Here is a 23,901-nt window from a genome sequence, read left to right as displayed (position 1 = left end):
CGACTACTTCACGTAGGCGCCGGCGTCGACCGGCAGGGTCACGCCGGTCACGTACCGGCTCTCGTCGCTGGCCAGCCAGAGGACGGCGTTGCTGATGTCGCTGGTCTCGATCCACGGCACCGGGAGCGTGTTGAGGCTCATGAAGCCCGGCATCGCCTTCTCCTGGCTCGGCTCCGGGTCGCCCGGCGAGAACATGGCGTAGGTGCCCGGGTTCTGGATCATGATCGTGTCGACGTTGGTCGGGTGGATGGTGTTGACCCGGATGCTGTGCGGGCCGAGCTCGTTGGCCAGCGTGCGCATCAGGCCGACGATCCCGTGCTTGGCGGCGACGTAGTGGGCCACGTGCTGGATGCCCTTGAGCCCGCCGATCGAGCTGGTGAACATGATCGAGCCGCCGCGGCCGGCCTCGATCATCGTCGGGATGGCGACCTTGGCGGTGTGGAAGACGCCGGTCAGGTTGACGTCGATCATGTCCTTCCACTGGTCGCCGGAGAGCTCCCACGCGAGGCCGTACGTGGCGATCCCGGCGTTGGCGACGACGGTGTCCACCCGGCCGAGCTCGGCCACGCCGGCGTCGAAGGCGGCCTGTAGACCGTCGAGGTCGCGGACGTCGGCCTTCTTCGCCACGATCCGCCGGTCCAGCGCCTCGACGGCCGCCACGGTCTCGGCCAGCTCGGCCTCGGTGGCCAGCGGGTAGTAGGGCGTCACCGTCGCGATGTCCTCGCAGATGTCGACGGCGATGATGTCGGCACCCTCCTGGGCCAGCCGGATCGCGTGGCTGCGGCCCTGGCCGCGTGCCGCTCCGGTGATGAAGGCGACCTTGCCCTCCATGCGTCCTGCCATGGCGTGCGCTCCTGTTCTCCGGTTGCCCGGGGTCCCCGGCCGCGACGGTGCGGCTCGGTCGGTGCTGCTGGTGGGGTGGCGTGGGGAACGGTCAGCTGCGGGCGGAGGCGGCGGAGACGCCCTCGGGCACCGCGCCCGGCGGCAGCCGGCGCTCGCCCGGCGTGAAGGTGGCCGGGATCCGCTGCCAGCCCTTGTTGACGCCCTGGCGCGGGTAGCGCTTGAGGCCGGAGAGGTCGACCTCGTAGTCGGGCATCCGCTCGAGCACCTGCGCGAGCATCTCCTTGGCCATGCGCTTGCCGAAGTGGGAGCCGGCGCAGCGGTGCACCCCGACGCCGAAGGAGACGTGCCGGTTCGGCCAGCGGTGGATGTCGATCTCGTCCGGGTTCTCGAACTGGTTCGGGTCCCGGTTCGCCGAGGACCAGGCGAGCAGCGCCCGGTCGCCGACGTGCACGTGGCTGCCGTGGAAGTCGGCGTCCTTGACCACCGTGCGGGCCAGGGCCTGGGTGGGGGAGAAGTAGCGGAGGAACTCCTCGATCGCGCGGTCCAGCAGCGACGGGTCGTCGATCAGCTCCTGCCGCACGTCCTGGTGCTCGTAGAGCCAGACCAGGGTCTGGCTGACCAGCGAGGCCGTCGTCCCCACGCCGCCGCTGACCAGCAGCTCGACCATGGAGAAGACCTCCTCCTGGGTGATCGGCCGCCCGTCGACCTCCTGCTGGACCAGGTAGCTGATGACGTCGTCGCGGGGCTCGGCGGCGCGGGCGGCGATGGTCTGGCGCATCTGCTCGGTGCCGTAGGGGAGGTCGACCTCGACCGCCTGCTTGTACAGCGGGCTGTCGGTCGGCTCGGCGAGCGTGGCCTGGTGCGAGCGGGCGTAGATCTGCCAGTCCTGCACCGGCAGGCCCAGCCAGTCGATGGTGCAGATGGCGGGGACGCCGATGACCTGGGCGAGGTCGGCCTCACCGGTCTCGATCAGCTCGTCGACGAACCACGTCGTCCACTTCACGATCATGTCCTCGACCTTGGCGACGGCGGCCGGCGAGGCGACGGGGTTGACGACCTTGCGGAAGGACCGGAACTCCGGCGGGTCCAGCTCGATCGGGATGTGGAAGTGCATCGGCGTCTTCGGGATGACCACCGACAGGCCCGGGCCGCCGTACTGGTCCAGCCGCTGGGAGGAGAAGACGTCGTCGTCGCGGGCGGCCTCGAAGACCGACTCGTAGTCGCTGAGCACCCAGAACCCGCCGTGGTTCTCCGTCCAGGCCACGGGCGCCGTCTCGCGCAGCCGGCGGTAGCTGCCCACGGTGTCGTCGGCGTGCTCCGGGGAGTGGTGGTCGAAGTCGACGACGGGGCTGCGGTCTTCGGTGCTCATGTGGTCCTCGTCTCTGTCGTCCTGCTCACCTGTGATAATGCTTATCCTAGTTTGTGGCTGTCAACGTCCGTGCGCTGCCGGCGCCGGCCCACCCCGAGGGGGATGCGATGCGAGTCTCGGTCGACCTGGACGTCTGCCAGGGGCACGGCGTCTGTCACATGAGCGCGCCGGAGGTCTTCGAGCTCGACGCCGACGACGGCCACGCGATCGTGCAGCTGGACCCGGTCCCGGCCTCGATGGAGGCCGATGCCCGCACGGCCGTCTCCGCCTGTCCCGAGCGGGCCATCACCCTCTCGGACTGAGTGCGGCGGACGTCTCGGCCGGGCCGGCGGCCCGGCCGGCCTCCGGCGGCCGCACCCACCGGTGGACGACGAGCAGGCACAGGGCGCAGCACGTCATCGCGGTGACCGTGACCGCCCACGAGGCGTCGTAGGACCCGGTCGCGTCCGCCGCGGCGCCGAAGACGAGCGGCGAGACGAGCGCGCCCAGGTAGTAGCCGCTGGACATGACCGCGGTCGCCTTGCCCACGGCCTGCGGCGCGCGGTCGATGGCCACGGCGTGCGCGAACCCGGAGCCCACGAGATCGGCCAGGATGGCCACGACCGCGCCGATGACCAGGACCCCCAGGGCGACGTGCCCGCCGATCCAGACGAGGGCGGTGCCGGCGACCGAGGCGCTGGCAACCGCCGCGGCGGTGACGGCCCGGTGCCGCGGGCCGGCCCGGTCGGCGCGGCGGGCCGCCAGGACCATGACGACGGCGCCGAGTGCGGTGCCGGTGGCCGAGATGGCGCCCGCCACCGAACGGGAGACGCCGGCGTCGACCAGCGTGATGACCAGCCAGGAGAACAGCGGCTGGGAGCCCAGCACGTAGAGGAACGACGCCAGCACGACCCAGCCGAAGCGGCGGGGCAGCCGGCCGGAGGTGGGGAGCGGTCCGGCGTCGCCGCGTCGGCGGACGGTCCGCGGCAGCAGGACCCATCCCGCGACGGCGTTGACCGCCAGCAGGGCGGCCAGGCAGAGCGCGACGCCCTCCCAGCCCAGGACGCCGGCCAGCGGGAGGCCGGTCAACGCGAGGAGCGTCGCGCCCAGGGGGATGCCGGCGGTCTTGGTCGCGACCGCGGCCCCCGCCTGCTCGGGCAGCGACACCGAGGTGACCGCGAGGCTGGTGCCGGCGTTGGCGAAGGCGTAACCGGCGCCGGCCAGGGCGCTGGCGACGGCGAGCGTGCCGAACCCCGGCCGCAGCGCGGCGGCCGTCAGGACCAGGGCGACCAGCAGCTGGTCACCGACGATGCAGACGCGCGCACCCCAGGGGTCGACGAGTCGCGAGACGACCATCGACGTGACGCCGGTGGCGCCGTAGAAGAGCCCGACCAGCAGGCCGAGTTGTGCCCCGGAGAGGTCGAGGCTGGCGCGGACGTCCGGACCCAGGTAGCCCACCAGGAAGGTGGGCGCACAGCCGAGCCCCATCGCCGCGGTGCAGACGACGAGGACGGCGAGCCGCCCCGTCGCCGGAGGTCTGTCCCTACCGGTTCCGCTCATCGCTGGTAATGCTTATCCTAGTTTCTGTCGCGGGGGAATCCCGCCGGTCCGACCCCGTGGAGGCAGCACCGATGAGCGACACGATCGCCGTACTCGGCGGAACGGGCGCGCTCGGTCGCGCCCTGGCACTACGGCTGGCCCGCAGCGGCTCCCCGGTGGTGCTGGGCTCCCGGGACGCCGCCCGCGCGGCGGCCACCGCCGCGGAACTGCAGGAGCTCCTCGCGGCCGCGGGCACCGACGCCCGGGTGGACGGTGCGGCCAACGAAGACGCCGCAGCGGCCGGCGAGATCGTGCTGCTCGCGACGCCGTGGGACGAGAGCGGCGCCACGATCGCCGCACTGGCCCCCGCCCTGACCGGCCGGCTGGTGGTCTCGTGCATCAACCCGCTCGGCTTCGACGCGCAGGGGCCGCACGGCCTCGCCGTCGCCGAGGGCAGCGCGGCCGAGCAGGTGGCCGCGCTCCTGCCCGGCAGCACGGTGACCGCGGCCTTCCACCACCTCTCGGCACCCAGCGTCGCCGACCTGGACCGCGACCTGTCCGGCGAGGACGTGCTGGTCTGCGGGGACGACGCCGCTGCCCGTGCCCGGGTGGTCGACCTGGCGGCCGCGGTGACCGGCCGACCCGGCGTGGACGTCGGGGCGCTGCGTCAGGCGCGGGTGCTCGAGCCCTTCACCGCGGTGATCATCGCGGTCAACAAGCGCTACAAGACCCGCGCCGGCGTGCTGATGACCCACGTCGACCCCAGCCGGGCCCGCGCGTGAGCGGCGACTCGCTCACCCTGGCGCCGGCCCCGCGGTCGGCGGCCGCGGAGGCCGTGCGGCTGGAGGTCCGGGAGTTCCTCGCCGCCGAACAGGCGGCGGGGACCTTCGTGCCGCACGTGGACACCTGGCTGTCGGGGGTGGACCCGGCGTTCTCCCGGAAGCTGGGGGAGCGCGGCTGGCTGGGGATGACGTGGCCGAAGGAGTACGGCGGTCACGAGCGGACCGCGATGGAGCGCTACGCGGTCACGGAGGAGTTGCTGGCGGCTGGGGCGCCGGTGGCGGCGCACTGGATCGCCGACCGGCAGTCCGGGCCGAACCTGCTGCGCTACGGCACCGAGGCCCAGCGGCGGGAGATCCTGCCCAGGATCGCGGCGGGTGAGTGCTTCTTCGTGATCGGCATGTCGGAGCCGGACTCCGGCTCGGACCTGGCCTCGATCCGGACCAAGGCGTCGCGGGACGCGAACGGCGACTGGGTGGTGTCGGGGGCGAAGGTGTGGACGTCGAACGCGCACCACTCGCACTACGGGATCGTGCTGGTGCGGACCTCGCCGGCGGATCCGGCCAACCGGCACGCGGGCCTGAGCCAGTTGCTGATCGACCTGTCGCTGCCGGGCATCTCCATCAACCCGATCCGGATCCTGGACGGCGGGCACCACTTCAACGAGGTCGTGTTCGACGACGTCGTCGTCCCCGGCGACATGCTGCTGGGCGAGGAGGGCGCGGGCTGGCACCAGGTGACCGCGGAGTTGGCGTTCGAGCGGTCCGGGCCGGAGCGGTTCCTGTCGACGTATCCGCTGCTGGCGGAGTTCGGCCGCCGGGCCGCTTCGACGGGGGATGCGGCGCAGTTGGCGGCGCTGGGCCGGTTGTCGGCCCGGTTGCTGGCGCTGCGGCAGCTGTCGTTGCGGATCGCGGCGGCGCTGGACCGCGGGGAGCTGCCCAACATCGCCGCCGCCCTGGTTAAGGACGTCGGCACCACCTTCGAGGCCGACGTGGTCGACGAGGTGCGCCGGGTGGTGGACGTGCCGGCGTCGATGGACTCCCCGGATCCACTGGGGCGGGCGCTGGCCGAGGCGCAGCTGCACGCACCGGGCTACACGTTGCGCGGTGGCACCAACGAGATCCTGCGCGGGATCGTGGCACGAGGGCTGGGACTGCGATGAGCGATCAGGACCTGGTGGTCGAGACCGTCCGGGACCTGCTCGGGGCGCACGAGTTGTTCGTGCTCACCCCGGAGCGGCCGTGGGACGAGGGGCTGTGGAAGGCCCTGGTCGACACGGGCCTCACCGGTGTGGGCATCGCCGAGGAGGACGGCGGGTCGGGTGGCGAGCTCGCCGACGCGGTGGCGATCGTGCGCACCCTCGCCGCCGGCGCTGCCGCGGTGCCCCTGGCCGAACAGCTGCTGGTCGCCGCGCCCGCCCTGCTCGCCGCGGGACTGCCGGTGCCGCCGGTGGAGCAGCCGGTCACCGTCGCCGTCGCCCCCGCGGTCACGGCCGAGCCCGACGGCGACGGCCGCTTCCGGCTCACCGGCACGGTCCCCGCCGTCCCCTCCGCCGACGTGGCCACCTCGGTGGTCGTGCTCGTCGGGGGTGCGGGCGGGCCGGTGCTCGCGGTGCTCGACACCGCCGGGCTGGCGGTCACCTCGTCGGCCAACCTCGCCGGCGAGCCGCGCGGCACGCTGACGTTCGACGCCACCCCGGCGGCCGGTGCCCGGCTGAGCGCGGAGCAGGCCGAGTCCTTCCGGGCCCGGTACGCGCTCGCCCGGTCGGTGCAGATCGCCGCGGCCCTGGAGCAGGTGCTGTCCTGGACCGTGCAGTACGCCGGTGAGCGGCAGCAGTTCGGCCGTCCGCTGGCGAAGTTCCAGGCCATCCAGATGGAGCTGGCCGAGATGGCCGGCGAGGTGACCGCGGTGACGGCGATCGTCGACGCCGCCGTCCAGGCCCTCGACCGCGGCGAGGACGTCGTCCTCGCCGCCGCCGCGGCCAAGGTGCGTGCCGGCGCGGCGGTCGAGGTCGTCGCGCGGCTGGCCCACCAGGTGCACGGCGCGATCGGCTTCACCCAGGAGTACCGGCTCCACCACCTCACCCGCCGCTGCTGGTCGTGGCGCGACGAGGCCGGTACCGAGCTGGAGTGGTCCCGTGTGCTCGGCGCCGGCCTGGTCGCCGGTGGGGGCGACGACCTCTGGACCGCGCTGACCCGGGTCGTCTGACCGGCCGGGTTCAGGCGGCCCGGTAGTCCAGGACCGCCGAGATCACGTGCCGGCGCCGCTCGCTGAGGTCGGCGAACAGCGCCGGCGCCTCGTCGACGGGGACGACGTCGGTGAGCAGGTGCGCCCGGACGAGATCGCCGGCGACGGTCAGCAACCCCAGCGTCTCCCGCGAGAGCCGGGCGCGGTCCCAGGCGTGCGCGAGACCCCGGGGCACCCGGCCGATCTGGGCGCACCGCACCGCGAGCCCGTTGTGGTGGAACTCCTCGCCGAGCGCCAGGTCGGGGGCGCCGCCGGTGTAGAAGGCGAGGTCCACCACGGTGGCCTGGGGCCGCGCGCAGCGCAGCGCCGTCGCCAGTGCGGCGGACTGCCCACGGCACTGGAACACCACGTCGGCCCCGTGGTCGGCCGGGCCGTGCCGCCAGCGCGTCTTGAGGTCCCGGGCGACGTCGGGGGTGTCGTCGACGGCGGTCAGCCCGAGCCCGGCCGCCGCGGCCCGCCGCTGCGGGGTGGGATCGACGACGACGACCTCCGCGGCGCCGGAGACCCGGGCGAGCAGGCCCACCAGCAGCCCGATCGCCCCGCCGCCGACCACGACCACGAGCCGGCCGGCGACCCCGTCACGCAGCTCGCGCCCCCCGGCGTCGGCGGCGGCGTGCAGCACCCCGTTCACGCAGATGGGCCCGAGGTGGGCCACGAAGACGCCGAGCAGCGGGTCGAGCCCGTCCGGCAGCGGCACCACGTGTCGCGTCACCGGGTCGGCGTGGACGACGCTCGCGTGGCCGTAGGCCATCGCCACCATCGCGCCCTCGGCCACCGCGGGCGTGCGGCTGTCGGTCACCCGGGCGACCTCCATGTAGCCCAGCTGCCGCACCGGGAACGACCGGGGCTCTCCCGCCGCGTCGAACAGGCCGAGCTCGGCGTCCCAGCCGGTCGCCAGGTACGGGCTCGTGCCGCGGAACCAGGTGAGCTCGGTGCCGGCGGACACCCCGCTGTACACGGTCTCCGCCCGGAAGGAGCCCTCGCCCAGCGGCGGCTCGGGCGTCTCCTCGACCGCGAGCACCCCGGGCCGCGGCACCACGAGCGTCCGCACCGTGCTCACCGCGGCACCCGCACGGTCGTCGCGGTCCGGGTCGCCTCAGTGACCGCCCAGGCCAGGCGGTGGGTGGCCAGGGCCTCGGCGACGTCCACCAGGCCCGGCGGCGCAGGGCGTCCGGAGACGACGTCGACGAACGCCCGGTCGACGGCGGTGCGTCCGTCGACGGCGGGGGAGACGTCCTCGTCGCCGGCGGCGGTGCGGATCCGGAGCGCGGTCTCGGTGAGGTGGACCCACGTGCCGTCGGCGACGACCTCCAGTGCGGCCGCCGTGGGTGCCGGGAGCACGCACGAGGTGCTGACCGTGCCCACCGCGCCCGAGTCGAGGCGCAGCACGGCGGCCGTCGCGTCCGGCACGTCGCGGCCCTCCCGGGTGGAGGGCGCCGCACCGCCGACCACCTCGGCCACCTCCCCGGCCAGCACCCGCAGCAGGTCGAGCACGTGGGTGGCCTGCTCCACGACCTGGCCGCCGGAGCGGTCCGAACGGCTCCACCAGGTCGGCGGCGGCGTCGTCCCCCACCAGCGCGCGTCGACCAGGCGCACCGGAGCGCCGGCGAGCGCGTCGCGGGCCCGGTCGACGGTGTCGAGGTGCCGCCAGTGGTAGCCGGTGGCCGTCGGCAGTCCGGCGGCGGCGACCGCCGCGGCCACCCGCTCGGCGACGGCGAGGTCGGCCGCCAGCGGCTTCTCCACGAGGAAGGGCAGTCCGGCACGGATGACGGCGAGCTCCAGGTCCCCGTGCGCGAACGGCGGGACGCAGAGCCAGACGGCGTCCAGCCCCCGGTCCAGCAGGCTGTCGAGGCCGGCTGCCACGGGGGCCCCGACCGCGCCGGCCAGGGCGGCGGCCACACCCGCGTCGGCGTCCCAGATCCCGGCCAGTTCGACGTCCTCGAACCCCGACAGCACGCGCGCGTGGCGGGCCCCGACCCCGCCCGCACCGACCAGCCCGACACGGATGCCCATGCCGGCATCGTGCCGCTCCGGGCGCGGGTCCGCCCGCTCCGGAGTGACGGGGGCCACTTCCGGGTACCGCCGGGGAACGGGGACGACACGACAGCACCCGACCGAGAGGGCCGAGATGCGTACCGACGTCGCCCGCTGGCTGCACGCCCGCACCTTCCGAGCAGCGGACTACGACCCGCACGACCTCCTGGAGCGCAAGCGCCGCCAGGGCCTCACGGTCAGCGTGGTGCTCCCCGCTCTCGACGAGGAGCGCACCGTCGGCGCGATCGTGACCGCGCTGCGCCGCGACCTCGTGGAGGGGATCCCGCTCGTCGACGAGGTGGTGGTGGTCGACAGCGGCTCCACCGACCGGACGGCGGCGCGCGCCACGGCAGCGGGGGCCCGCGTCGTCTCCGTCGACGAGGTGCTGCCCGAGTGCGGCAACGTCCCCGGCAAGGGGGAGGCGCTGTGGAAGTCCCTGCACGTGACGACGGGGGACCTGCTCGTCTTCGTCGACTCCGACCTCGTCGCGTTCGATCCCGTCTTCGTCGTCGGGCTGCTCGGCCCGCTGCTGACCGACCCGTCCATCGGCTACGTGAAGGGCCTCTACGACCGGCCGCTGGCGACGGCCGAGGGCCTGGCGCCCACGGGTGGTGGACGCGTCACCGAGCTGACCGCCCGCCCGCTGCTCGGTGCGCTGTGGCCGCACCTGTCGGGCTTCGTGCAGCCGCTGTCCGGGGAGTACGCGGGCCGCCGGGAGCTGCTGGACCGGGTCCCGTTCGTGTCGCACTACGGCGTGGAGCTGGGCCTGCTGATCGACCTCGCCGAGCTGGCGGGCGTCGATGCGCTTGCCCAGGTGGACCTCGGCACCCGCCGGCACAGCCACCAGAGCGACGCCGCCCTGGGGCGGATGGCCGGGCAGGTGCTGCAGACCGCTCTGGCCCGCTGTCCGGGTGTGGCGGTGCCCGACGACACGCTCGTCCAGTACGTGCGGACGGCGACGGAGATCGAGGCCGTCACCTGGGAGGTCGGCGTGCGGGAGCGACCGCCGATGCGCACCGTCCCCGGGTACCGCGGCGCGCGGATCCCGGGCGCGACCCGATGAGGATCCTGATGGACGCCGGCCCGTGGCTGCCGGTGCCGCCGGTGGGTTACGGCGGGCTGGAGAACGTCGTCGCGACGCTGACCACCGAGCTGCGCGGGCGCGGTCACCAGGTCGTGCTGGCCACGGTGGGGGAGAGCGAGCTGCCGGCAGACGGACGCGTGACGCGGTTCCCGACCGGGCAGTTCACGCAGCTCGCGGCCCCCTATCCCGAGGTCACCGGCATCGCGCACGCGCACGCCTCCGCGGTGCTCGCCGAGATCCACCGGCACGCGGCGGCCGGGATCCCGTTCGACCTCGTGCACACGCACCTGGAGGTCGTCGGCCCGGCGCTGCTGGCCGCGCTGGGCCCCGCGGCACCGCCGGTCCTGCACACGCTGCACTGGGACCTGCGCCGCAACGCCGACTTCTACGCCTGCTTCGACGGCGGCGGCCGGGTCTTCTTCGCCGGCGTCTCGGACTCGCAGGTGGCCCGGGGGCCGGAGGTGCTCCGCCGGCAGACCCTGGGCGTGGTGCCCCTGTCCGTTCCGGTCCCGGACGATCCGCCGGTCCCGCGGGGCGAGCGGTCGGACGCCGTGCTGGTGCTGTCCCGGATCTGCGAGGCGAAGGGCACGGACGTCGCCGTCCGCGCGTGCCGCGCCGCCGGGGTGCCGCTGGTGCTCGCCGGACCGGTGGGGGGACTGCCGGACCGGGCCGCCCTCGACGCGGCGCTGGCCGACCCGGCGAGCCCGGTGGCCGGATATCCGGACGTCCGGTGGTTCCTCGAGCACGTGGCGCCGCTGCTCGACGACGAGCATGCCCGCTGGATCGGCAGCGTCTCCGGGGCGGCGAAGACGGAGTTGCTGCGCTGGTCACGGGCGGTGCTGTTCCCCGTCCGCTGGCCGGAGCCCGGGGGGACGGCGGTGTGCGAGGCGCTGGCCGCGGGGACGCCGGTCGTGGCCTCGCCGCTGGGCTGCCTGCCCTCCCTCGTCGCGGACGGGCGGACCGGGTTCCTCGCCGAGGACGAGGACGGGTTCGCCGACGCGCTCCGCCGCCTCGACGAGATCGACCCCGAGGAGTGCGTGGCGGAGGCGCGCCGCCGGTTCGCACCTGCCGTCATGGCGGACGGCTACGAGGCCCTCTACGCCGAGGTGCTGCGCCGCGCGGCTCCGGTCCCTCAGCCTCGGACCGGTGGCATCGGGGTCGGAGCCCGGCGTACCGCGGCGCGCTGAGGTGCCGCTGCGGAAAGGGCGTCCTACGGTCGCGGCTGTGACCACCGCTCGCGACTGGACGCTCGACGGCTCGATCGGACAGCTCGCCGCCCGCACGTGGGAAGGGGACGGCGACCCGCGGTTCGTCGCGCTCCTGGCCCACGGCTACGGCGAGCACCTCGGGCGGTACGACCACGTGGCCGCCGCGCTGGTCGAGCGGGGCGCGGTCGTCTCCGCCGTCGACCACATGGGGCACGGTCGCAGCGAGGGCGAGCGGGTCGTCTTCCCCGACGTCGAGCAGGTGGTGGACGACCTGCACGCCGTCGACAGCCACGTCCGCCGCGAGCACCCGGGACTGCCCGTCGTCCTGATCGGGCACTCGATGGGCGGGCTGATCTCGGCCCGGTACGCGCAGCGGTACGGCGACACCCTGGCCGCCCTCGTGCTCTCGGGCCCGGTCGTCGGCGCGTTCGCCACGGTCGACGTGCTGCTCGCCCTGCCGGAGATCCCCGACGTCCCGCTCGACAGCACCACGCTGTCGCGGGACCCGGCCGTGGGGGAGGCCTACGCGGCCGACCCGCTGGTCTGGCACGGCCCGTTCAAGCGGCCGATGCTCGAGGCCTGGCAGCGGGCCCTGGCCGCCATCGACGCCGGACCGGACCTGGGGGACCTGCCGCTGCTGTGGGTGCACGGTGGCGACGACCAGCTGGTGCCCGTGGAGGGCAGCCGGGCCGGGATCGCGCACCTCGGTGGCGGCCGGCACGAGGAGCACGTCTACCCGGGGGCCCGGCACGAGGTCTTCAACGAGACGAACGCCGACGAGGTCCTCGCGGACGTGACCGCCTTCCTCGACCGGGCGCTGGGGCAGCGCGGCTGAGCTCAGCCGCGCTGCCAGACCACCTGGAGCTCGTTGCGCTGGCCGAACCGCTCCAGGTGCGAGCCGACGACCTGCTCCACCCGCTCGAGCTCCTCGGGCCCGGGCGCGGTGGCGAGCAGCTCGAGGTTGCCCTCGTGCGCCCGGAGCAGGCAGTCGCCGACGGCGAGCACGATGCGGATGCCGTCGGCCTCCTCGCGGATCTCGCTGCGCCGGCCGAGGTGGGAGGCCAGCTGCTTGGCGTAGCGCTCCGGGGCCGCGGTGGCGACGTCGGCCCGGGCGGTCAGCGGGGCGGTCACTCGGCACCGCCGGCGGACGGGGCCTGCGGGCCGTCGGCCAGGAGCAGGTAGAGCGAGCGGCGGGTCTCGGCGAGGATCCGCGCGGCCTCGGCGCGCTGGGCGTCGGTGCCGGTGCGGGCGATCTCCTTGACCGCGTTCGGGATGCCCATCATCAGGCCGCGCAGGTCGGGGCCGGTCTCGGCGTCGCCGTCGGCGTAGGGGTCCGACCACGCGGTCCGGCCCCGGTCGACGTGGGCGCGGCCGGCCTCGGTGAGGGTGACCAGCTTGCGGCCGGCCTCGGCGGTCACGGTGACCAGGCCCTCGTCCTCGAGCTGGCTGATGGTGGGGTAGATGGCGCCGGGGCTGGGCGTCCAGCGCCCGCCGCTGCGCTCGGCGATGGCCTGCATGAGCTGGTAGCCGTGCATGGGTGCGTCGGCGAGCAGCAGCAGGACGGCGGTGCGGACGTCGCCGCGGGGGCGTCGTCCCCGTCCGCCCGGGTGTGGTCCGCCGCGACGGCCGCGGAAGGGACCGCCGGCCTCGGGGGAGCCGGGTCCACCCTCGCCGAAGCCGGGGTGGCCGCCGCGGGGGTGGTGGAAGCGTCGGGAGCCGGGGTGGCCGGCGTGTCCTCGCATCGGGTGCATGGTGTTCCTCCTGTTGTATCTGATGACAGTAACGATACATCGCTACTGTCATCCGTCAAGGTCTGCGTGGAGGAGATCCGTCGGCGTCACGCCGACGGATCTCCTCCGGGGTCGGACCCGCTCCAGCCGGTGCTCAGGGACCTCGCCGACCTCCCGGCGGTGGGGGCCGCGGCGGCGTCGGCGGCGCGACCCCGGCCAACTGACCGGGGTGCTGTCGGCGCACGGACCGAGGAGGCTGTCGGCGTGAGCGACAGGGAGATGGTCATCCACGTGCCGGACCACAGCCTGAGCCTGGGTCGGGTGGACGACGCCGTCGTCGACGCCTTCCTCGAGTGGTTCCGGCGGGCGGGTCCCGACGAGGTGTACGAGGTGGAGTCCGGCGACGGCCAGTCCACGTACGTGCAGAAGCGCAACATCACCCAGGTGCGGGTGAACCCGCACCGCTGACCGAACCGCGGGACCACGACGCGGCGGCCACCCCGAGGGGTGACCGCCGCGTCGCGGGCGGACGGCGGAGGGTCAGTCGCCGTCGTCCATGCCGCCGGGGAAGCCGTGGCCGCCACCGCGCGGGCCGGGGAGGTCGGTGCTGTTCACCCGGTCGGTGATGCGGGCCTCGATGTCGGTCAGGCGCTGGTCGGCCTCCTCCTGCGTGAGGTCGCCCTCGCTGACCTCCTCGGCGACGTGGTCGCGGGCGGCCTGCACCAGTGCGGCGACGAGGTCGTCGACCGCGACGCCCTGCGCCTCGGCGACGCTCGCCAGGCTGGCGCCGTCCTCCTGCAGCGCGGTGCGGAGTTCGTCCTCGGTCATGCCGAGCGTGTCGGCGGCGGTGTCGAGGGCGAGCCGGCCGGCGGGTCCGCCGGGTCCGCCGGGTCCGTGCGGACCGCCCAGACCTGCGTCGCTCAGCGTCGTGGCCACCTCGTCGGCCTGGTCCTGCGTGATCGACCCGTCGTCGACCAGCCCGGACAGCGCGTCGCGGATGCGGTCCTCCGACGACGTGGCGCTGGGGGCGGGGTCGTCGTCGGCCAGTGCGGGCAGGGCGACGCCGAGACCGGCCAGGGTCAGCGCCCCGGCGGCGCCGGCGATGATCAGCTTCTTGCGCACGATGTCCTCCTGTCGGCCGGACCGTCCAGCCGTTGCGGGGAGGGTCGGCCCGCTTCCTGTGCGGGACCTGTCACCGGCCCGTGGCGGACCTGTGGACGTGACGCCGGGTACACGTCCGGGTCCGGGTGCGGGGCCGAGCCGCGTCCAGCGCACTCCCCGCCGGGACCCAGGGAACCCCCAGCGGAACGGGTCACCGTGGGGGCATGCGCCGCCCGTCCCCCCGCCGCCTGTCGCTCCGGGCGCGGCTGCTCTGCGCCTTCCTCGTGCCGCTGGCCGTCGTCCTCGCGGTCGCCGGCATCGCGGCCACCACCGCACTGCGCAGCGAGCTCGTCGGGGAGGTCGACACCCGGCTCGCCGCCGCCGCCGACCGGTCCACGCACGCCGACGAGGCGCCGTGGGACGACGACCGTGGCGACGGCGGTCCCGACTGGCTGATCGCCCCCGGCCAGGGCGACGGCACGCTGGGCGCCAGCATCACCGGCGGGGTCGTCGACGCGGCCGCGGTCATCGGGACCGACGGCGGTGGACGGGAGCTGACCGGCGCACAGGCCGCCGTGCTCGCCGACGTGCCGGCCGACGGGGCCCCGCACAGCGTCGACCTCGGCGGCCTGGGGGAGTACCGCGTGGTCGCGAGCGCCACCGGCGACGGCACGGTGCTCGTCACCGGCCTGCCCCTGGCCTCCGTGCAGAGCGCCCTGCTGCGGCTGGTCGCCGTCGAGGTCCTCGCCGGGCTGCTCGGCCTGCTCGCCGCCGGCGCCGCCGCGTACGTGGTGATCGGCCGCACCCTGCGCCCGCTGCACCGGGTCGCGGCCACCGCGGGCCGGGTGGCCGAGCTGCCGCTGGCGTCCGGCGAGGTCCGGCTGGCCGACCGCGTGCCCGCGGCCGACACCGACCCGCGCACGGAGGTCGGCCGGGTGGGGGGCGCGCTCAACCGGCTGCTGGACTCCGTCGAGGGCGCGATGGCGGCCCGGCAGTCGTCGGAGACCCGGTTGCGCCAGTTCGTGGCCGACGCCAGCCACGAGCTCCGCACCCCGGTGACCTCCATCCGCGGCTACACCGAGCTGGTGCGGCGCACCACCGACCTGCCCGAGGACGCCGACCGGTCGCTGGTCCGGGTGGAGGCGGAGGCGGTGCGGATGTCCGGGCTCGTCGACGACCTGCTGTTGCTGGCCCGCCTCGACGCCGGCCGGGAGATCGTGCCCGGCACCGTCGACCTCACGGCGACCGTGCTCGACGTGGTCAGCGACGCCCACGCCGCCGGCCCGGCCCACCGGTGGCGGATCGACCTGCCCCCGGCCGCCGTCCTCGTCCCCGGTGACGGCGCCCGGCTGCACCAGGTCCTGGCCAACCTGCTGGCCAACGTGCGCACCCACACCCCGCCCGGGACGACGGCCACCACCCGGCTGCGCGCCGACGACGGCGTGGCGGTCCTCGAGGTGGTCGACGACGGCCCGGGCATCCCCGCCGAGCTGCAGCCGGGGGTGTTCGAGCGGTTCGTGCGCGGCGACGCGTCGCGGAACCGGGCCGCCGGCAGCACCGGGCTCGGCCTGGCGATCGTGCAGGCGGTGGTCTCGGCGCACGGCGGCACCGTGGCCGTCGCCAGCCGGCCCGGCCGCACCGTGGTCACCGTGCGGCTGCCGCACGCCACCGTGGAGCAACCGGACGCCGACGACAGCGACGACCCCGCCGACGAGGTCCCGGCCGTGCTCGTCCGCTAGCGCGCCAGGTGCCGGGCCAGCAGCTCGGCCAGGTGCAGCCCGCGGGAGCCGGCGAGGTCGTCGAGCTGGGTGCGGCAGGAGAAGCCGTCGGCCAGCACCACGCCGTCGTCCGGGAGGTCGCGGACGGCGGGGAGCAGCTGGTGCTCCGCGATCGCGACCGACACGTCGTGGTGGCCCTTCTCCACGCCCCAGTTGCCGGCCAGACCGCAGCAGCCGCCGAGCCGCTGCACCGTGGCACCGGCGTCGCGCAGCAGGGTCTCGTCGGGGGTCCAGCCCATCACCGCGTGGTGGTGGCAGTGCGGCTGGGCCACCACCGGCAGCCCGCCGAGGTCCGGGGGCCGCCAGCCGGGGGTCGCGGTCAGCAGCTCGGCCAGCGTCCGGGTGGCGGCGGCGACAGCCTCGGCCTCCGCGCCGGGCACGAGGTCCTTCGCCTCGCCGCGCAGCACCGCGGTGCAGGAGGGCTCCACGCCCGCGATCGGCACCCCGGCGGCGGCCAGCGGGGCCAGCGCGGCCACGGTCGAGCCGACCACCCGCCGGGCGGCGTCGAGCTGGCCGGTGGTGATCCAGGTCAGCCCGCAGCAGGTGTCGGCGCCGGGCACCTGCACCCGGTAGCCGGCGTCCTCCAGCACCGCGACCGCGGCGTGCGCGACCGCGGGCGCGAAGTGGTCGGTGAAGGAGTCCACCCACAGCGCGACCGGTGGCCCGTCGTGGGTGGCGGCCGGACGCGCGGCCCAGCCGGCGCGGAAGGTCTGGGGCGCGAAGGCGGGCAGCGACCGGCGCTGGTCCACGCCGGCGGTCCACTTCGCCAAGCGCCCGCCCAGCTTCGAGCGCATGAACCCGTTGGCGAGCGTCGGCGTGCGCGCGGCCAGGTCGGACCAGAACGGCAGCCGGCCCAGCACGTAGTGGCTGCGCGGCCGGATCCGCCGCCGGTGGCTCTGGTGCAGCACCTCGGACTTGTAGGCGGCCATGTCGACCCCGGTGGGGCAGTCGCGCGCGCAGCCCTTGCACGACAGGCACAGGTCCAGCGCCTCGTGCACCTCCGGCGAGCGCCAGCCCTCGACCGGCCCGCCGGGCGCGAGCATCTCCTGCAGCACCCGGGCCCGGCCGCGGGTGCTGTCCTTCTCCTCGCGGGTGGCGACGAACGACGGGCACATCACCCCGCCGGAGTCGGTCAGGTCGGCCCGGCACTTGCCGACGCCGGTGCAGCGGTGCACCGCGTTCGAGAAGTCGCCGCCGTCGTGCGGGTAGGCCAGCGCCAGCCCGGTGCGCAGGAGTGGCGCGTCGGCGACCCGGACGTCGGCGTCCACCGGCGCCGGCCGCACCAGCACCCCGGGGTTGAGGACGTCGTCCGGGTCGAACACGGCTTTGACCCGCTCGAACAGCGACAGCACCCGGCCGGAGTACATGGTGGTGAGCAGCTCGCTCCGGGCCCGGCCGTCGCCGTGCTCGCCGGAGATCGACCCGCCGTGCCGGGCGACCAGCGCCGCGGCGTCGGTGACGAACGCCCGGTAGGCGGCCCGGCCGCGGTCGGGCTCCCGGCCGAACGGGAAGTCGATCCGCACGTGCACGCAGCCGTCCCCGAAGTGGCCGTACGGGACGCCCTGCAGGTCGTGCTCCACCAGCAGCGCCTCGAACTCGCGCAGGTAGGTGCCGAGGCGCTCGACCGGGACGGCGGCGTCCTCCCACCCGGCGTGCGCGGGACGGCCGTCGGAGGTGCGGGCGGCCAGGCCGGCGCCGTCCTCCCGGATCCGCCAGATCGCCGCGGCCCGGGCGACGTCGGTGACCACGAGGGAGTCCACCGCGCCGGCGTCGGCCAGGACGCCGCGGGCCCTCGCCTCGACCTCGGCGACCGTGTCGCCGGTGAGCTCCACGATCAGCCAGCCGGCGCCCGCCGGCAGCTCCGGTACCGCGGCGGCCGGCACGTCGCGCAGCCGCTGCACGATCCGCTCGTCCAGGCCCTCGACGGCGGTCGGCCCGTGCGAGAGCAGGCCCGGGGTGGCGTCGGCCGCCTCGGCCATCGACGGGTAGCCGAGCACGACCAGGCCGCGGCACGGGGCGTCCTCGACCAGCCGCACGGTCGCGCCCAGCACCAGCGCGAGCGTGCCCTCGCTGCCGACCAGCGCCCGGGCGACGTCGAAGCCGCGCTCGGGCAGCAGGTGCTCCAGCGAGTAGCCCGACACCTGCCGGCCGAAGCGGCCCAACTCGGTGCGGATCGCCGCCAGGTCCCCGGCCACCAGCTCCCGCAGCCGCTCCAGGACCACCGGAGTGGCCACGTCGGCGGTCCCGAGCCGGAGGCGCTCGCCGCCGCCGGTCACCACGTCCAGGCCGACGACGTTGTCCGACGTCCGCCCGTAGCCCAGCGCCCGCGACCCGCACGCGTTGTTGCCGATCATCCCGCCGACCGTGCAGCGGTTGTGCGTGCTCGGGTCGGGCCCGAAGCGCAGCCCGTGCGGCCGCACCGCCGCCTGCAGCGCGGCCTGCACCACGCCGGGGTCGACGGTCGCCGTCTGCGCCTCCGGGTCGATCGCCCGCACCCGGGTCAGGTGCCGGCTGGTGTCCACGACCACGCCCGCCCCGACCGCGTTGCCGGCGATGGAGGTACCCGCCCCGCGGGCGGTCAGCGGCACACCGAGCTCCCGGCACACCTCGAGCACGCCGGCCAGCTCGTCGGGGTGCCGCGGCCGGACCACGGCGCGCGGCAGCACGCGGTACAGCGACCCGTCGGAGGAGTACAGCGCCCGGGCCAGCCCGGAGTCGTCGACGTCGGTCAGCCCGGCCCGCCGCAGGGCCGCCGCCAGCTCGGCGCCCTCGGCGGCGGCGGTGCGGCTCACCTCGCCGACCCTACGGCCGCGGGCGGTGCCTCCTCAGTCCGAGGCGACCATGCGGGGCACCGCCTCCCGTCCGGCCGGCGGCAGCAGCTCCATCGGCGAGGTGCAGTGCCGCAGCAGCCACCGGTGCAGGAAGTCGACGGGCCGGTGCAGGAGGCCGCCGTGCCCGGCGGTGAGCAGCAGCAGCGGCGTCGGGCAGGCCGCGGTGATGAGCCGGGCCCCGCTCACCCCCGACAGCGGGGCGTGCGAGACGTCCGCGGTCGGGTACCGCTCGGCCCAGCCGTCGGGGTCGGCGCTCCAGCCGGGCCGGCCGCTCTCCGTGTGCAGCACCGTGAGGCGCCGCTGCATCCGCACCGCCGCCTCGGCCGCCGCGATGGCGACCGGTTCGTCGTCACCGGGCTCCCGAGTCCGAGGACGGCGACCAGGGGACGGTCGGGGTCGGGGGTGGACCGCTGCCGCGGGACGACGGCGACCGCGCACGGGCTGCCGGCGGCCACCCGCTGGGCGACGGGGGCCAGCACCAGCTCGTCGGTCGCGCCGGTCGTGGCGATGCCGAGGACCAGCAGGTGCGCGTCCTCCGCGGCGCGCAGCAGCGCGGTCACCGGCGGGTCCACGACCACCTCGGTGGTGACCACGACCGAGGGGTCGGTGTGCCGGGCCACCGTGTAGGCCGTGCCGGTCAGCCGGCGGGCGGCGCGCAGGTCCGGGGTGCCCCTCGGCGCCGCCGCGCGCAGGTGCGGCGCGGCGTGCACGATCCGCAGCGGCACCCCGCGCCGGGCCGCCTCGGTGGTCGCCCAGCGCACCGCCTCCAGCGCACACGCGCCGCCGTCGCTGCCGACGACCACGGCGGAGGGGAGCGGGGGCCGGGCGTCCGGCCCCCCGGCCGGGGCGCTGGTCGGGGTCGGGGTCGTCAGGGTCACGCGGCACCTCCGTGCGGCATCCCCCGTGCAGTTCCCCGTGCACCCTCCAGGGTGCTCCCGTCGCGGGAGGGCGGGAAGAGCCGTCGTCGTCGGAGATCCGGCAGCCGGACGTCCAGCCCGCCGACACCGGAACGACATCGGATCGCCATCCTGCGGCCTCGCGGAGGGGGCAGGGTGCGCCCATGGCAGCCGATCTGTACGTGGCGGGTACGCCGGCCGCGGTCCCCGGCCGCTCGGGGGTCCTCGGGATCGCCGAGGGCGACCGGGTGGTGGGCCGGGCGCACGCGGTGTCCCGGCCCGTCGTCGACGGTCTGGCCGCCTCCGAGTGCGGCCTCCTGGTCACCGCGCTGGCCGACCTGGCCTGGCAGCGGATCGGCGAGGACGCCCGCTGCCCGGAGTGCCGCCGCATCGCCGGCTGACGGCGGCTCAGCGTCCCCCGGTGGGGAGGTGGCGGACCGCGAGGACGGCGACGTCGTCCTCCGCGCGGTCGGGGACCAGCCGGGAGAGGAGCCGGTCGCACAGCGCGTCCGGCGGCAGGCCGGCGAGGTCCACGAGGGTGTCGGCGATCCGGGCCAGTCCCTCGTCGATGCCCACCCGGCCGGCCTCGACCAGCCCGTCGGTGCACAGCAGGACGGTGTCGCCCGGGGCGACGGTCACCTCGTGGTCGCTGCGCCGCACCGGCTCGTGCGTGCCGAGCATCCGCTCGGGCGGTGTGGCCAGCAGGAGCGTGCTGCCGTCGGGCCGCACCAGCAGCGGCGGCAGGTGCCCGGCCGACGACCAGCGCAGCGTCCGGCCGCCGTCGGAGCCGGGGGCCTCCAGCCGGGCGACGAGCGCGGTCGCCAGCGTGCCGACGTGCAGGCCGGCGAGCACCCGGTCCACCCGCTCCAGGGTCCCGGCCGGGCTGTCGGGCCGGTCGTAGGCCAGCGTGCGGACGGCGCTGCGCAGCTGGGCCATCGCCGAGGCGGCCTGGACGTTGTGCCCCACGACGTCGCCGATCACCAGCAGGGTGGCGCCGTCGGGCTGCTCGAACGCGTCGTACCAGTCGCCGCCGACGAGCGCGTGCTGGCTGGCCGGCCGGTAGCGGACGGCGACGGCCAGCCCCTCGGGCTGCGGCGGTGGGGTGAGCAGGCTGTGCTGCAGGGTCTCGGCGACCTGGAGCTGCCGCTCGAACAGGCGCGCGTTGTCCAGCGCCACCGCCGCCCGGCGGGCCACCCGGACGGCGGCGGCGACCTGCGCCGGGTCGTGCGGGGGACGGTCGCCGCAGTTGACCAGCGACAGCACCCCGAAGCTCGTCCCGCGTGCCTCCAGCGGGAGGAACAGCGAGGAGGTCGGGTCCAGGGCCCGCCACGCCGCGCGCACGTGGGGGTCGGGCTGGGCCTGCGGTCCGAGCTCGCCGTCGATCTCGCGGAACTGCACCGGCTCGCCCGTGGCCAGCGCGGCTGCCAGCGACGCCTGGTCGCGGGGCGCGGTGAGCCGCCGGGAGATGTAGGTGTCGACGGCGGGGAGCAGCTCCGGATCGCGGTGGGCGATGGCCGACCGGGCGGCGGCACCGTCCTCGCCCAGGACCGTGACCGTCGCCCAGTCGGCCAGCCCCGGGACGACGAGGCGGGCCAGCTGACCGGCGGCCTCCGCCACGTCGAGGCTGCCGGCGAGCGCGTCCAGCGAGGCGGCCGGGACGCCGTCGACGTCGCCGGGCCCCAGCCGCAGCTCCAGGGCCCCGTCGGCCAGCTCGGCGGTGACGGTGATCGGTTCGCCGGTGACCGGGTGCGGACCGGACCAGGTGAGCGGCCCGCCGGCGGTGTCGGCGAGCACGTCGGCGAGGAGCGGGAGCCAGGCGGGGACGGGTGCGTCCGCGGCCGGTGTGCTCACGCTGTGGCTCCCCTCGCGTCCGCACGCCACCGCGGCGGGGACCGGTCGCAGAGGCTACGTCAGGAGGTCGCGGTCGGAACGAGGACGCGACCGACGACGAGCGTGACCAGCCCGGCGGCCACTCCCGTCAGCAGTGCCGCGCGCAGGCCGGCGGCGTCGGCGAGGACGCCGACCAGCAGCGGGCTGACGAGGAACCCGATCCGCAGCAGCCAGTTGATCACCGTCAGCCCGGTTCCCGGGCGCAGGCCCGGCAGCGCGTCGGCCGCGGCGTAGACCGCCGGCACGAGGGTGGCCACACCGAGCCCGGCGAGGGAGAACCCCACCAGCGCGGTCGCCACCGTCGGCAGCGCGAGGGCCAGGCCGATGCCCGCGGCGACGAGGGCGCCGCCCCCGCGGGCCACCCGCCGCTGGCCGTACCGGTCGACCACCCGGTCGCCGGTGAGCCGGCCGACGGTCATGGCGACCGAGAGGGCCACGAACCCGAGGCCGGCCGTCGCGGCGCCGGCGTCGAGCTCGGTGCGCAGGTACAGGGCGCTCCAGGAGGAGCCGGCGTCCTCGACGAACGCGCCGCACGCGGCGAGCACGCCGAGGGCCCCGATGCCGAGGAGCACGCTGCGCCGGCCCGGGAGCGTGGCGCCCGCTCCGGAGCCGGCCGCGGCGTCGTCCCGGTCGGCGTCGTCGGGACCGCGCAGCAGCCCGCGCGCACCGACCAGCGCGACGGCGGCGAAGACGACGGCGGTGATCCCCAGGTGGACGCCCAGCGCCAGCTCCAGCCCGGCCGCCGCGGAGCCCAGGAGCCCCCCGGTGACCGCGCCGATGCTCCAGATGCCGTGGAAGGCGTTGAGGATCGACCGCCCGTAGCGCCGCTGCACCCGGAGGCCGTGCGCGTTCTGGGCGACGTCGACCACCGCGTCCAGCGCACCCGCCACCAGCAACGCGCCGGCGAGCAGCCCCCACGACGGGGCCACCGCGGCGGCCCAGAGCGCGGCCGCCAGCCCGACCAGCCCGTACGACGCGACCCGCGCCGAGCCGAACCGGCGCATCAGCGCCGCGGCCGAGAGCGCGGCGAGCAGCGCGCCGAGCGGCAGCGCGGCCAGCGCGGCGCCGAGGGAGGCGTTGGACAGGCCGAGGCGGTCCTTCACCTCCGGCAGCCGGGGCACCAGCGAGGCATAGAGGACGGCATTGACGAAGAAGCACGTCGCGACGGCCGTGCGGGCGGCCCGGGGAGGGGCGGACAGGGCGTCGGCGGTCGGCACGCACCTAGCATCGCCTCCGTGCGCCGGCCCTTCCTCCTCCTGGCCACCCGCGCCGAGGACGAGGCCGCCGACGGCGAGTATGCGGGGTTCCTCCGCGCGACGGGGCTGGCCGAGGGCGAGCTCCGGCGCATCCGCCTGGAGGCCGGGCCGATGCCGGACCTGGACCTGGACGACTACGCCGGGGTGCTGGTCGGCGGCAGCCCCTTCACCTCCAGCGATCCGCCGGCGGAGAAGTCGGCGGTGCAGCTGCGGGTGGAGGCCGAGCTCGCGGTCCTGCTGGACCGGGTGGTGCCTGCGGACAAGCCGTTCCTCGGCGCCTGCTACGGCATCGGGACCCTGGGGGTGCACCAGGGCGGGGTGGTGGACCGCACGTACGGGGAGCCGGTGTCCTGCGTGCCGGTGACGCTCACCCCGGCCGGCCGGGCCGATCCGGTGCTGGCGGGCATGCCGGAGGTGTTCGACGCGCTCGTCGGCCACAAGGAGGCCTGCCGGGTGCTGCCGCCCTCGGCGGTGCTGCTCGCGTCCTCGCCGTCCTGCCCCGTGCAGATGTTCCGGATCGGCCGCAACGTCTACGCGACCCAGTTCCACCCGGAGCTCGACGTCGCGGGCCTGGTCACCCGGGCGCGGGTCTACCAGCACGCGGGCTACTTCCCGCCGGCCGAGCTGGACGACCTCGTCGCGCGGATCTCCCGGTCGGTGGTGACCGAACCCGGCCGGATCCTGGCCACGTTCGTCGACCGCTACCGCTGAGCGGCCCCCGGCGGGTCGACCCGCACCGACGCCAGCGCCCGGTCGAGCAGCCGGTCGAACTCCTCGGTGCCCCCGTCCGGCTGCCACGTCAGGAAGGCCGCGCTCAGGGCGGCGCCGGCCGCGCCGGTGAGCAGCCGTGCGTGCAGCGGGTCGTCGGGGACGCGGCCCTGGGCCCACGTCGCCATCGCCCGCTCGACGTAGCGGTGCGCGGACCCGGCGTACTCGGTGAACTCCGGGAAGTCGCCGACCAGCCGCCGGCGCACCGCCAGGGTCCCGTCGTCCCCGGGGATGACGAAGCCGCGGCAGATCCAGCAGAGGTCGGCCCAGGCGTCGTCGGTCCGCGGAGCCCGGTCGACCAGCTCCTGCAGCCGGTCGGCCAGCTCGGGGTCGGGGTCGAAGAGCGCCGCGACCTTCGTCGGGAAGTAGTTGAAGAAGGTGCGCCGGGAGGTGCCGGCGGCCGCGGCGACGTCCTCGACCGTGACGGCCGTGAAGCCGCGCTCGGCGACCAGCCGGATCGCGGCCGCCTGGATGCCGCGCCAGGTCTGCAGGCGGTGCGCCTCCCGGCTCGGCTCGGCCATGCCCCGGCACCCTAGGCGGTCGGCCCCCGCGACGCCCTTGCACCGGG

Annotated in this window: 25 protein-coding genes; 11 read left to right on the top strand and 14 right to left on the bottom strand. The window is 75.9% G+C overall.

The genetic code is table 11. The features are described 5' to 3' along the window. Positions 1 to 3: 3 nt before the first annotated feature. Together N555_RS0101620 and N555_RS0101615 are read right to left on the bottom strand one after the other, a co-directional pair. Positions 4 to 843, bottom strand: coding sequence for a mycofactocin-coupled SDR family oxidoreductase (locus N555_RS0101620; RefSeq protein ID WP_029429760.1), 840 nt, complete (start codon positions 841 to 843; stop codon positions 4 to 6). Positions 844 to 934: 91 nt separating this feature from the next. Continuing rightward, complete coding sequence (locus tag N555_RS0101615; RefSeq protein ID WP_029429759.1) at positions 935 to 2,212, bottom strand: cytochrome P450; 1,278 nt, start codon at positions 2,210 to 2,212, stop codon at positions 935 to 937. A 107-nt stretch (positions 2,213 to 2,319) separates the two neighbouring features. Between N555_RS0101615 and N555_RS0101610 the strand changes: the two genes are divergently transcribed. After that, on the top strand, positions 2,320 to 2,514 hold the full coding sequence (locus tag N555_RS0101610) for a ferredoxin (RefSeq protein WP_029429758.1): 195 nt from the start codon (positions 2,320 to 2,322) through the stop codon (positions 2,512 to 2,514). Here the strand turns inward: N555_RS0101610 and N555_RS0101605 are convergent. Next, a complete protein-coding gene (locus N555_RS0101605; protein WP_081865895.1) occupies positions 2,498 to 3,751 on the bottom strand; it encodes an MFS transporter in 1,254 nt (417 codons plus the stop codon). The genes N555_RS0101610 and N555_RS0101605 overlap by 17 nt on opposite strands. A 71-nt stretch (positions 3,752 to 3,822) precedes the next feature. Between N555_RS0101605 and npdG the strand changes: the two genes are divergently transcribed. The 3 genes from npdG to N555_RS0101590 are packed head-to-tail and all read left to right on the top strand — an operon-like array spanning position 3,823 to position 6,718. Continuing rightward, positions 3,823 to 4,512 carry an NADPH-dependent F420 reductase gene (gene npdG, locus N555_RS0101600; RefSeq protein ID WP_029429756.1) on the top strand — a complete coding sequence of 230 codons (690 nt, stop codon included), beginning with the start codon at positions 3,823 to 3,825 and terminating at the stop codon, positions 4,510 to 4,512. Beyond that, a complete protein-coding gene (locus N555_RS0101595; protein WP_051683549.1) occupies positions 4,509 to 5,672 on the top strand; it encodes an acyl-CoA dehydrogenase family protein in 1,164 nt (387 codons plus the stop codon). The genes npdG and N555_RS0101595 overlap by 4 nt, the downstream gene beginning before the upstream one ends. Beyond that, complete coding sequence (locus N555_RS0101590; protein ID WP_029429754.1) at positions 5,669 to 6,718, top strand: acyl-CoA dehydrogenase family protein; 1,050 nt, start codon at positions 5,669 to 5,671, stop codon at positions 6,716 to 6,718. The genes N555_RS0101595 and N555_RS0101590 overlap by 4 nt, the downstream gene beginning before the upstream one ends. A gap of 10 nt (positions 6,719 to 6,728) precedes the next feature. Here N555_RS0101590 and N555_RS0101585 read toward each other — a convergent pair whose 3' ends face one another. Continuing rightward, complete coding sequence (locus tag N555_RS0101585) at positions 6,729 to 7,817, bottom strand: zinc-dependent alcohol dehydrogenase (RefSeq protein ID WP_029429753.1); 1,089 nt, start codon at positions 7,815 to 7,817, stop codon at positions 6,729 to 6,731. Next, positions 7,814 to 8,770: a Gfo/Idh/MocA family protein gene (locus N555_RS0101580; protein ID WP_029429752.1), complete on the bottom strand. Its 957-nt coding sequence runs from the start codon at positions 8,768 to 8,770 to the stop codon at positions 7,814 to 7,816. Before N555_RS0101580 ends, N555_RS0101585 begins: the two co-directional genes overlap by 4 nt. A 115-nt stretch (positions 8,771 to 8,885) precedes the next feature. Between N555_RS0101580 and N555_RS0101575 the strand changes: the two genes are divergently transcribed. From N555_RS0101575 to N555_RS0101565, 3 genes are read left to right on the top strand one after another with little or no spacing between them, the layout of a single operon-like run. Beyond that, positions 8,886 to 9,854, top strand: a complete 969-nt coding sequence (locus tag N555_RS0101575; RefSeq protein WP_029429751.1) for a glucosyl-3-phosphoglycerate synthase — start codon at positions 8,886 to 8,888, stop codon at positions 9,852 to 9,854. A gap of 8 nt (positions 9,855 to 9,862) precedes the next feature. Beyond that, a complete protein-coding gene (locus tag N555_RS0101570) occupies positions 9,863 to 11,062 on the top strand; it encodes a glycosyltransferase (RefSeq protein WP_231502567.1) in 1,200 nt (399 codons plus the stop codon). 37 nt (positions 11,063 to 11,099) lie between these two features. Further along, positions 11,100 to 11,918 (top strand): alpha/beta hydrolase, encoded by an 819-nt coding sequence (locus N555_RS0101565; RefSeq protein WP_029429749.1) that lies wholly within the window; start codon positions 11,100 to 11,102, stop codon positions 11,916 to 11,918. Positions 11,919 to 11,920: 2 nt separating this feature from the next. Here N555_RS0101565 and N555_RS0101560 read toward each other — a convergent pair whose 3' ends face one another. Together N555_RS0101560 and N555_RS0101555 are read right to left on the bottom strand one after the other, a co-directional pair. Next, on the bottom strand, positions 11,921 to 12,214 hold the full coding sequence (locus tag N555_RS0101560) for a DUF2218 domain-containing protein (protein ID WP_156036057.1): 294 nt from the start codon (positions 12,212 to 12,214) through the stop codon (positions 11,921 to 11,923). Next, on the bottom strand, positions 12,211 to 12,825 hold the full coding sequence (locus N555_RS0101555; RefSeq protein ID WP_197028873.1) for a PadR family transcriptional regulator: 615 nt from the start codon (positions 12,823 to 12,825) through the stop codon (positions 12,211 to 12,213). The genes N555_RS0101560 and N555_RS0101555 overlap by 4 nt, the downstream gene beginning before the upstream one ends. Before the next feature lie 252 nt (positions 12,826 to 13,077). On the opposite strand from N555_RS0101555, the gene N555_RS0101550 reads away from it, so the two are divergent. Further along, positions 13,078 to 13,281, top strand: coding sequence for a hypothetical protein (locus N555_RS0101550; RefSeq protein ID WP_156036054.1), 204 nt, complete (start codon positions 13,078 to 13,080; stop codon positions 13,279 to 13,281). A gap of 72 nt (positions 13,282 to 13,353) precedes the next feature. Here the strand turns inward: N555_RS0101550 and N555_RS0101545 are convergent, their stop codons facing one another. Next, entirely contained in the window at positions 13,354 to 13,935 is a 582-nt protein-coding gene (locus N555_RS0101545; protein ID WP_029429745.1) for a hypothetical protein, read from the bottom strand. A 203-nt stretch (positions 13,936 to 14,138) separates the two neighbouring features. Here N555_RS0101545 and N555_RS0101540 point away from each other — a divergent pair, with 203 nt between their 5' ends. After that, the gene (locus N555_RS0101540) at positions 14,139 to 15,653 is read left to right on the top strand and encodes a sensor histidine kinase (RefSeq protein WP_029429744.1); all 1,515 of its coding nucleotides are present in this window, start codon (positions 14,139 to 14,141) and stop codon (positions 15,651 to 15,653) included. On the opposite strand, the gene N555_RS0101535 is transcribed toward N555_RS0101540, so the two are convergent. The 3 genes from N555_RS0101535 to N555_RS26500 are packed head-to-tail and all read right to left on the bottom strand — an operon-like array spanning position 15,650 to position 19,401. After that, a complete protein-coding gene (locus tag N555_RS0101535) occupies positions 15,650 to 18,484 on the bottom strand; it encodes an FAD-binding and (Fe-S)-binding domain-containing protein (RefSeq protein ID WP_029429743.1) in 2,835 nt (944 codons plus the stop codon). The genes N555_RS0101540 and N555_RS0101535 overlap by 4 nt on opposite strands. 33 nt (positions 18,485 to 18,517) lie before the next feature. After that, positions 18,518 to 18,709, bottom strand: coding sequence for a hypothetical protein (locus tag N555_RS27700; RefSeq protein ID WP_029429742.1), 192 nt, complete (start codon positions 18,707 to 18,709; stop codon positions 18,518 to 18,520). Further along, positions 18,706 to 19,401 (bottom strand): universal stress protein, encoded by a 696-nt coding sequence (locus N555_RS26500; RefSeq protein ID WP_051683546.1) that lies wholly within the window; start codon positions 19,399 to 19,401, stop codon positions 18,706 to 18,708. The genes N555_RS27700 and N555_RS26500 overlap by 4 nt, the downstream gene beginning before the upstream one ends. A 182-nt stretch (positions 19,402 to 19,583) precedes the next feature. On the opposite strand from N555_RS26500, the gene N555_RS0101520 reads away from it, so the two are divergent. Next, positions 19,584 to 19,820, top strand: a complete 237-nt coding sequence (locus tag N555_RS0101520; protein WP_029429740.1) for a hypothetical protein — start codon at positions 19,584 to 19,586, stop codon at positions 19,818 to 19,820. Between the two features lie 7 nt (positions 19,821 to 19,827). Here the strand turns inward: N555_RS0101520 and N555_RS0101515 are convergent, their stop codons facing one another. After that, complete coding sequence (locus tag N555_RS0101515) at positions 19,828 to 21,270, bottom strand: PP2C family protein-serine/threonine phosphatase (protein WP_051683545.1); 1,443 nt, start codon at positions 21,268 to 21,270, stop codon at positions 19,828 to 19,830. A gap of 59 nt (positions 21,271 to 21,329) precedes the next feature. Next, a complete protein-coding gene (locus tag N555_RS0101510) occupies positions 21,330 to 22,526 on the bottom strand; it encodes an MFS transporter (protein ID WP_029429738.1) in 1,197 nt (398 codons plus the stop codon). Between the two features lie 18 nt (positions 22,527 to 22,544). On the opposite strand from N555_RS0101510, the gene N555_RS0101505 reads away from it, so the two are divergent. After that, the gene (locus N555_RS0101505; protein WP_029429737.1) at positions 22,545 to 23,276 is read left to right on the top strand and encodes a glutamine amidotransferase; all 732 of its coding nucleotides are present in this window, start codon (positions 22,545 to 22,547) and stop codon (positions 23,274 to 23,276) included. Here N555_RS0101505 and N555_RS28145 read toward each other — a convergent pair. Then, entirely contained in the window at positions 23,267 to 23,854 is a 588-nt protein-coding gene (locus tag N555_RS28145; RefSeq protein WP_051683544.1) for a TetR family transcriptional regulator, read from the bottom strand. The two genes, N555_RS0101505 and N555_RS28145, sit on opposite strands and share 10 nt — an antisense overlap. Positions 23,855 to 23,901: the final 47 nt, after the last annotated feature.

This window comes from Blastococcus sp. URHD0036 (assembly GCF_000701365.1).
Lineage (GTDB): Bacteria > Actinomycetota > Actinomycetes > Mycobacteriales > Geodermatophilaceae > Trujillonella.
This window is presented reverse-complemented; position numbering and strand designations above follow the sequence as displayed.

What these genes read in the sequence shown, in the direction of transcription:
- N555_RS0101580 (WP_029429752.1), bottom strand. Translation starts at nt 8,770, where the DNA reads ATGGGCATCCGTGTCGGGCTGGTCGGTGCGGGCGGGGTCGGGGCCCGC.
- N555_RS0101620 (WP_029429760.1), bottom strand. Translation starts at nt 843, where the DNA reads ATGGCAGGACGCATGGAGGGCAAGGTCGCCTTCATCACCGGAGCGGCA.
- npdG (WP_029429756.1), top strand. Translation starts at nt 3,823, where the DNA reads ATGAGCGACACGATCGCCGTACTCGGCGGAACGGGCGCGCTCGGTCGC.
- N555_RS0101590 (WP_029429754.1), top strand. Translation starts at nt 5,669, where the DNA reads ATGAGCGATCAGGACCTGGTGGTCGAGACCGTCCGGGACCTGCTCGGG.
- N555_RS0101540 (WP_029429744.1), top strand. Translation starts at nt 14,139, where the DNA reads ATGCGCCGCCCGTCCCCCCGCCGCCTGTCGCTCCGGGCGCGGCTGCTC.
- N555_RS0101570 (WP_231502567.1), top strand. Translation starts at nt 9,863, where the DNA reads ATGGACGCCGGCCCGTGGCTGCCGGTGCCGCCGGTGGGTTACGGCGGG.
- N555_RS0101575 (WP_029429751.1), top strand. Translation starts at nt 8,886, where the DNA reads ATGCGTACCGACGTCGCCCGCTGGCTGCACGCCCGCACCTTCCGAGCA.
- N555_RS0101520 (WP_029429740.1), top strand. Translation starts at nt 19,584, where the DNA reads ATGGCAGCCGATCTGTACGTGGCGGGTACGCCGGCCGCGGTCCCCGGC.
- N555_RS0101615 (WP_029429759.1), bottom strand. Translation starts at nt 2,212, where the DNA reads ATGAGCACCGAAGACCGCAGCCCCGTCGTCGACTTCGACCACCACTCC.
- N555_RS0101610 (WP_029429758.1), top strand. Translation starts at nt 2,320, where the DNA reads ATGCGAGTCTCGGTCGACCTGGACGTCTGCCAGGGGCACGGCGTCTGT.
- N555_RS0101555 (WP_197028873.1), bottom strand. Translation starts at nt 12,825, where the DNA reads ATGCGAGGACACGCCGGCCACCCCGGCTCCCGACGCTTCCACCACCCC.
- N555_RS0101605 (WP_081865895.1), bottom strand. Translation starts at nt 3,751, where the DNA reads ATGAGCGGAACCGGTAGGGACAGACCTCCGGCGACGGGGCGGCTCGCC.
- N555_RS28145 (WP_051683544.1), bottom strand. Translation starts at nt 23,854, where the DNA reads ATGGCCGAGCCGAGCCGGGAGGCGCACCGCCTGCAGACCTGGCGCGGC.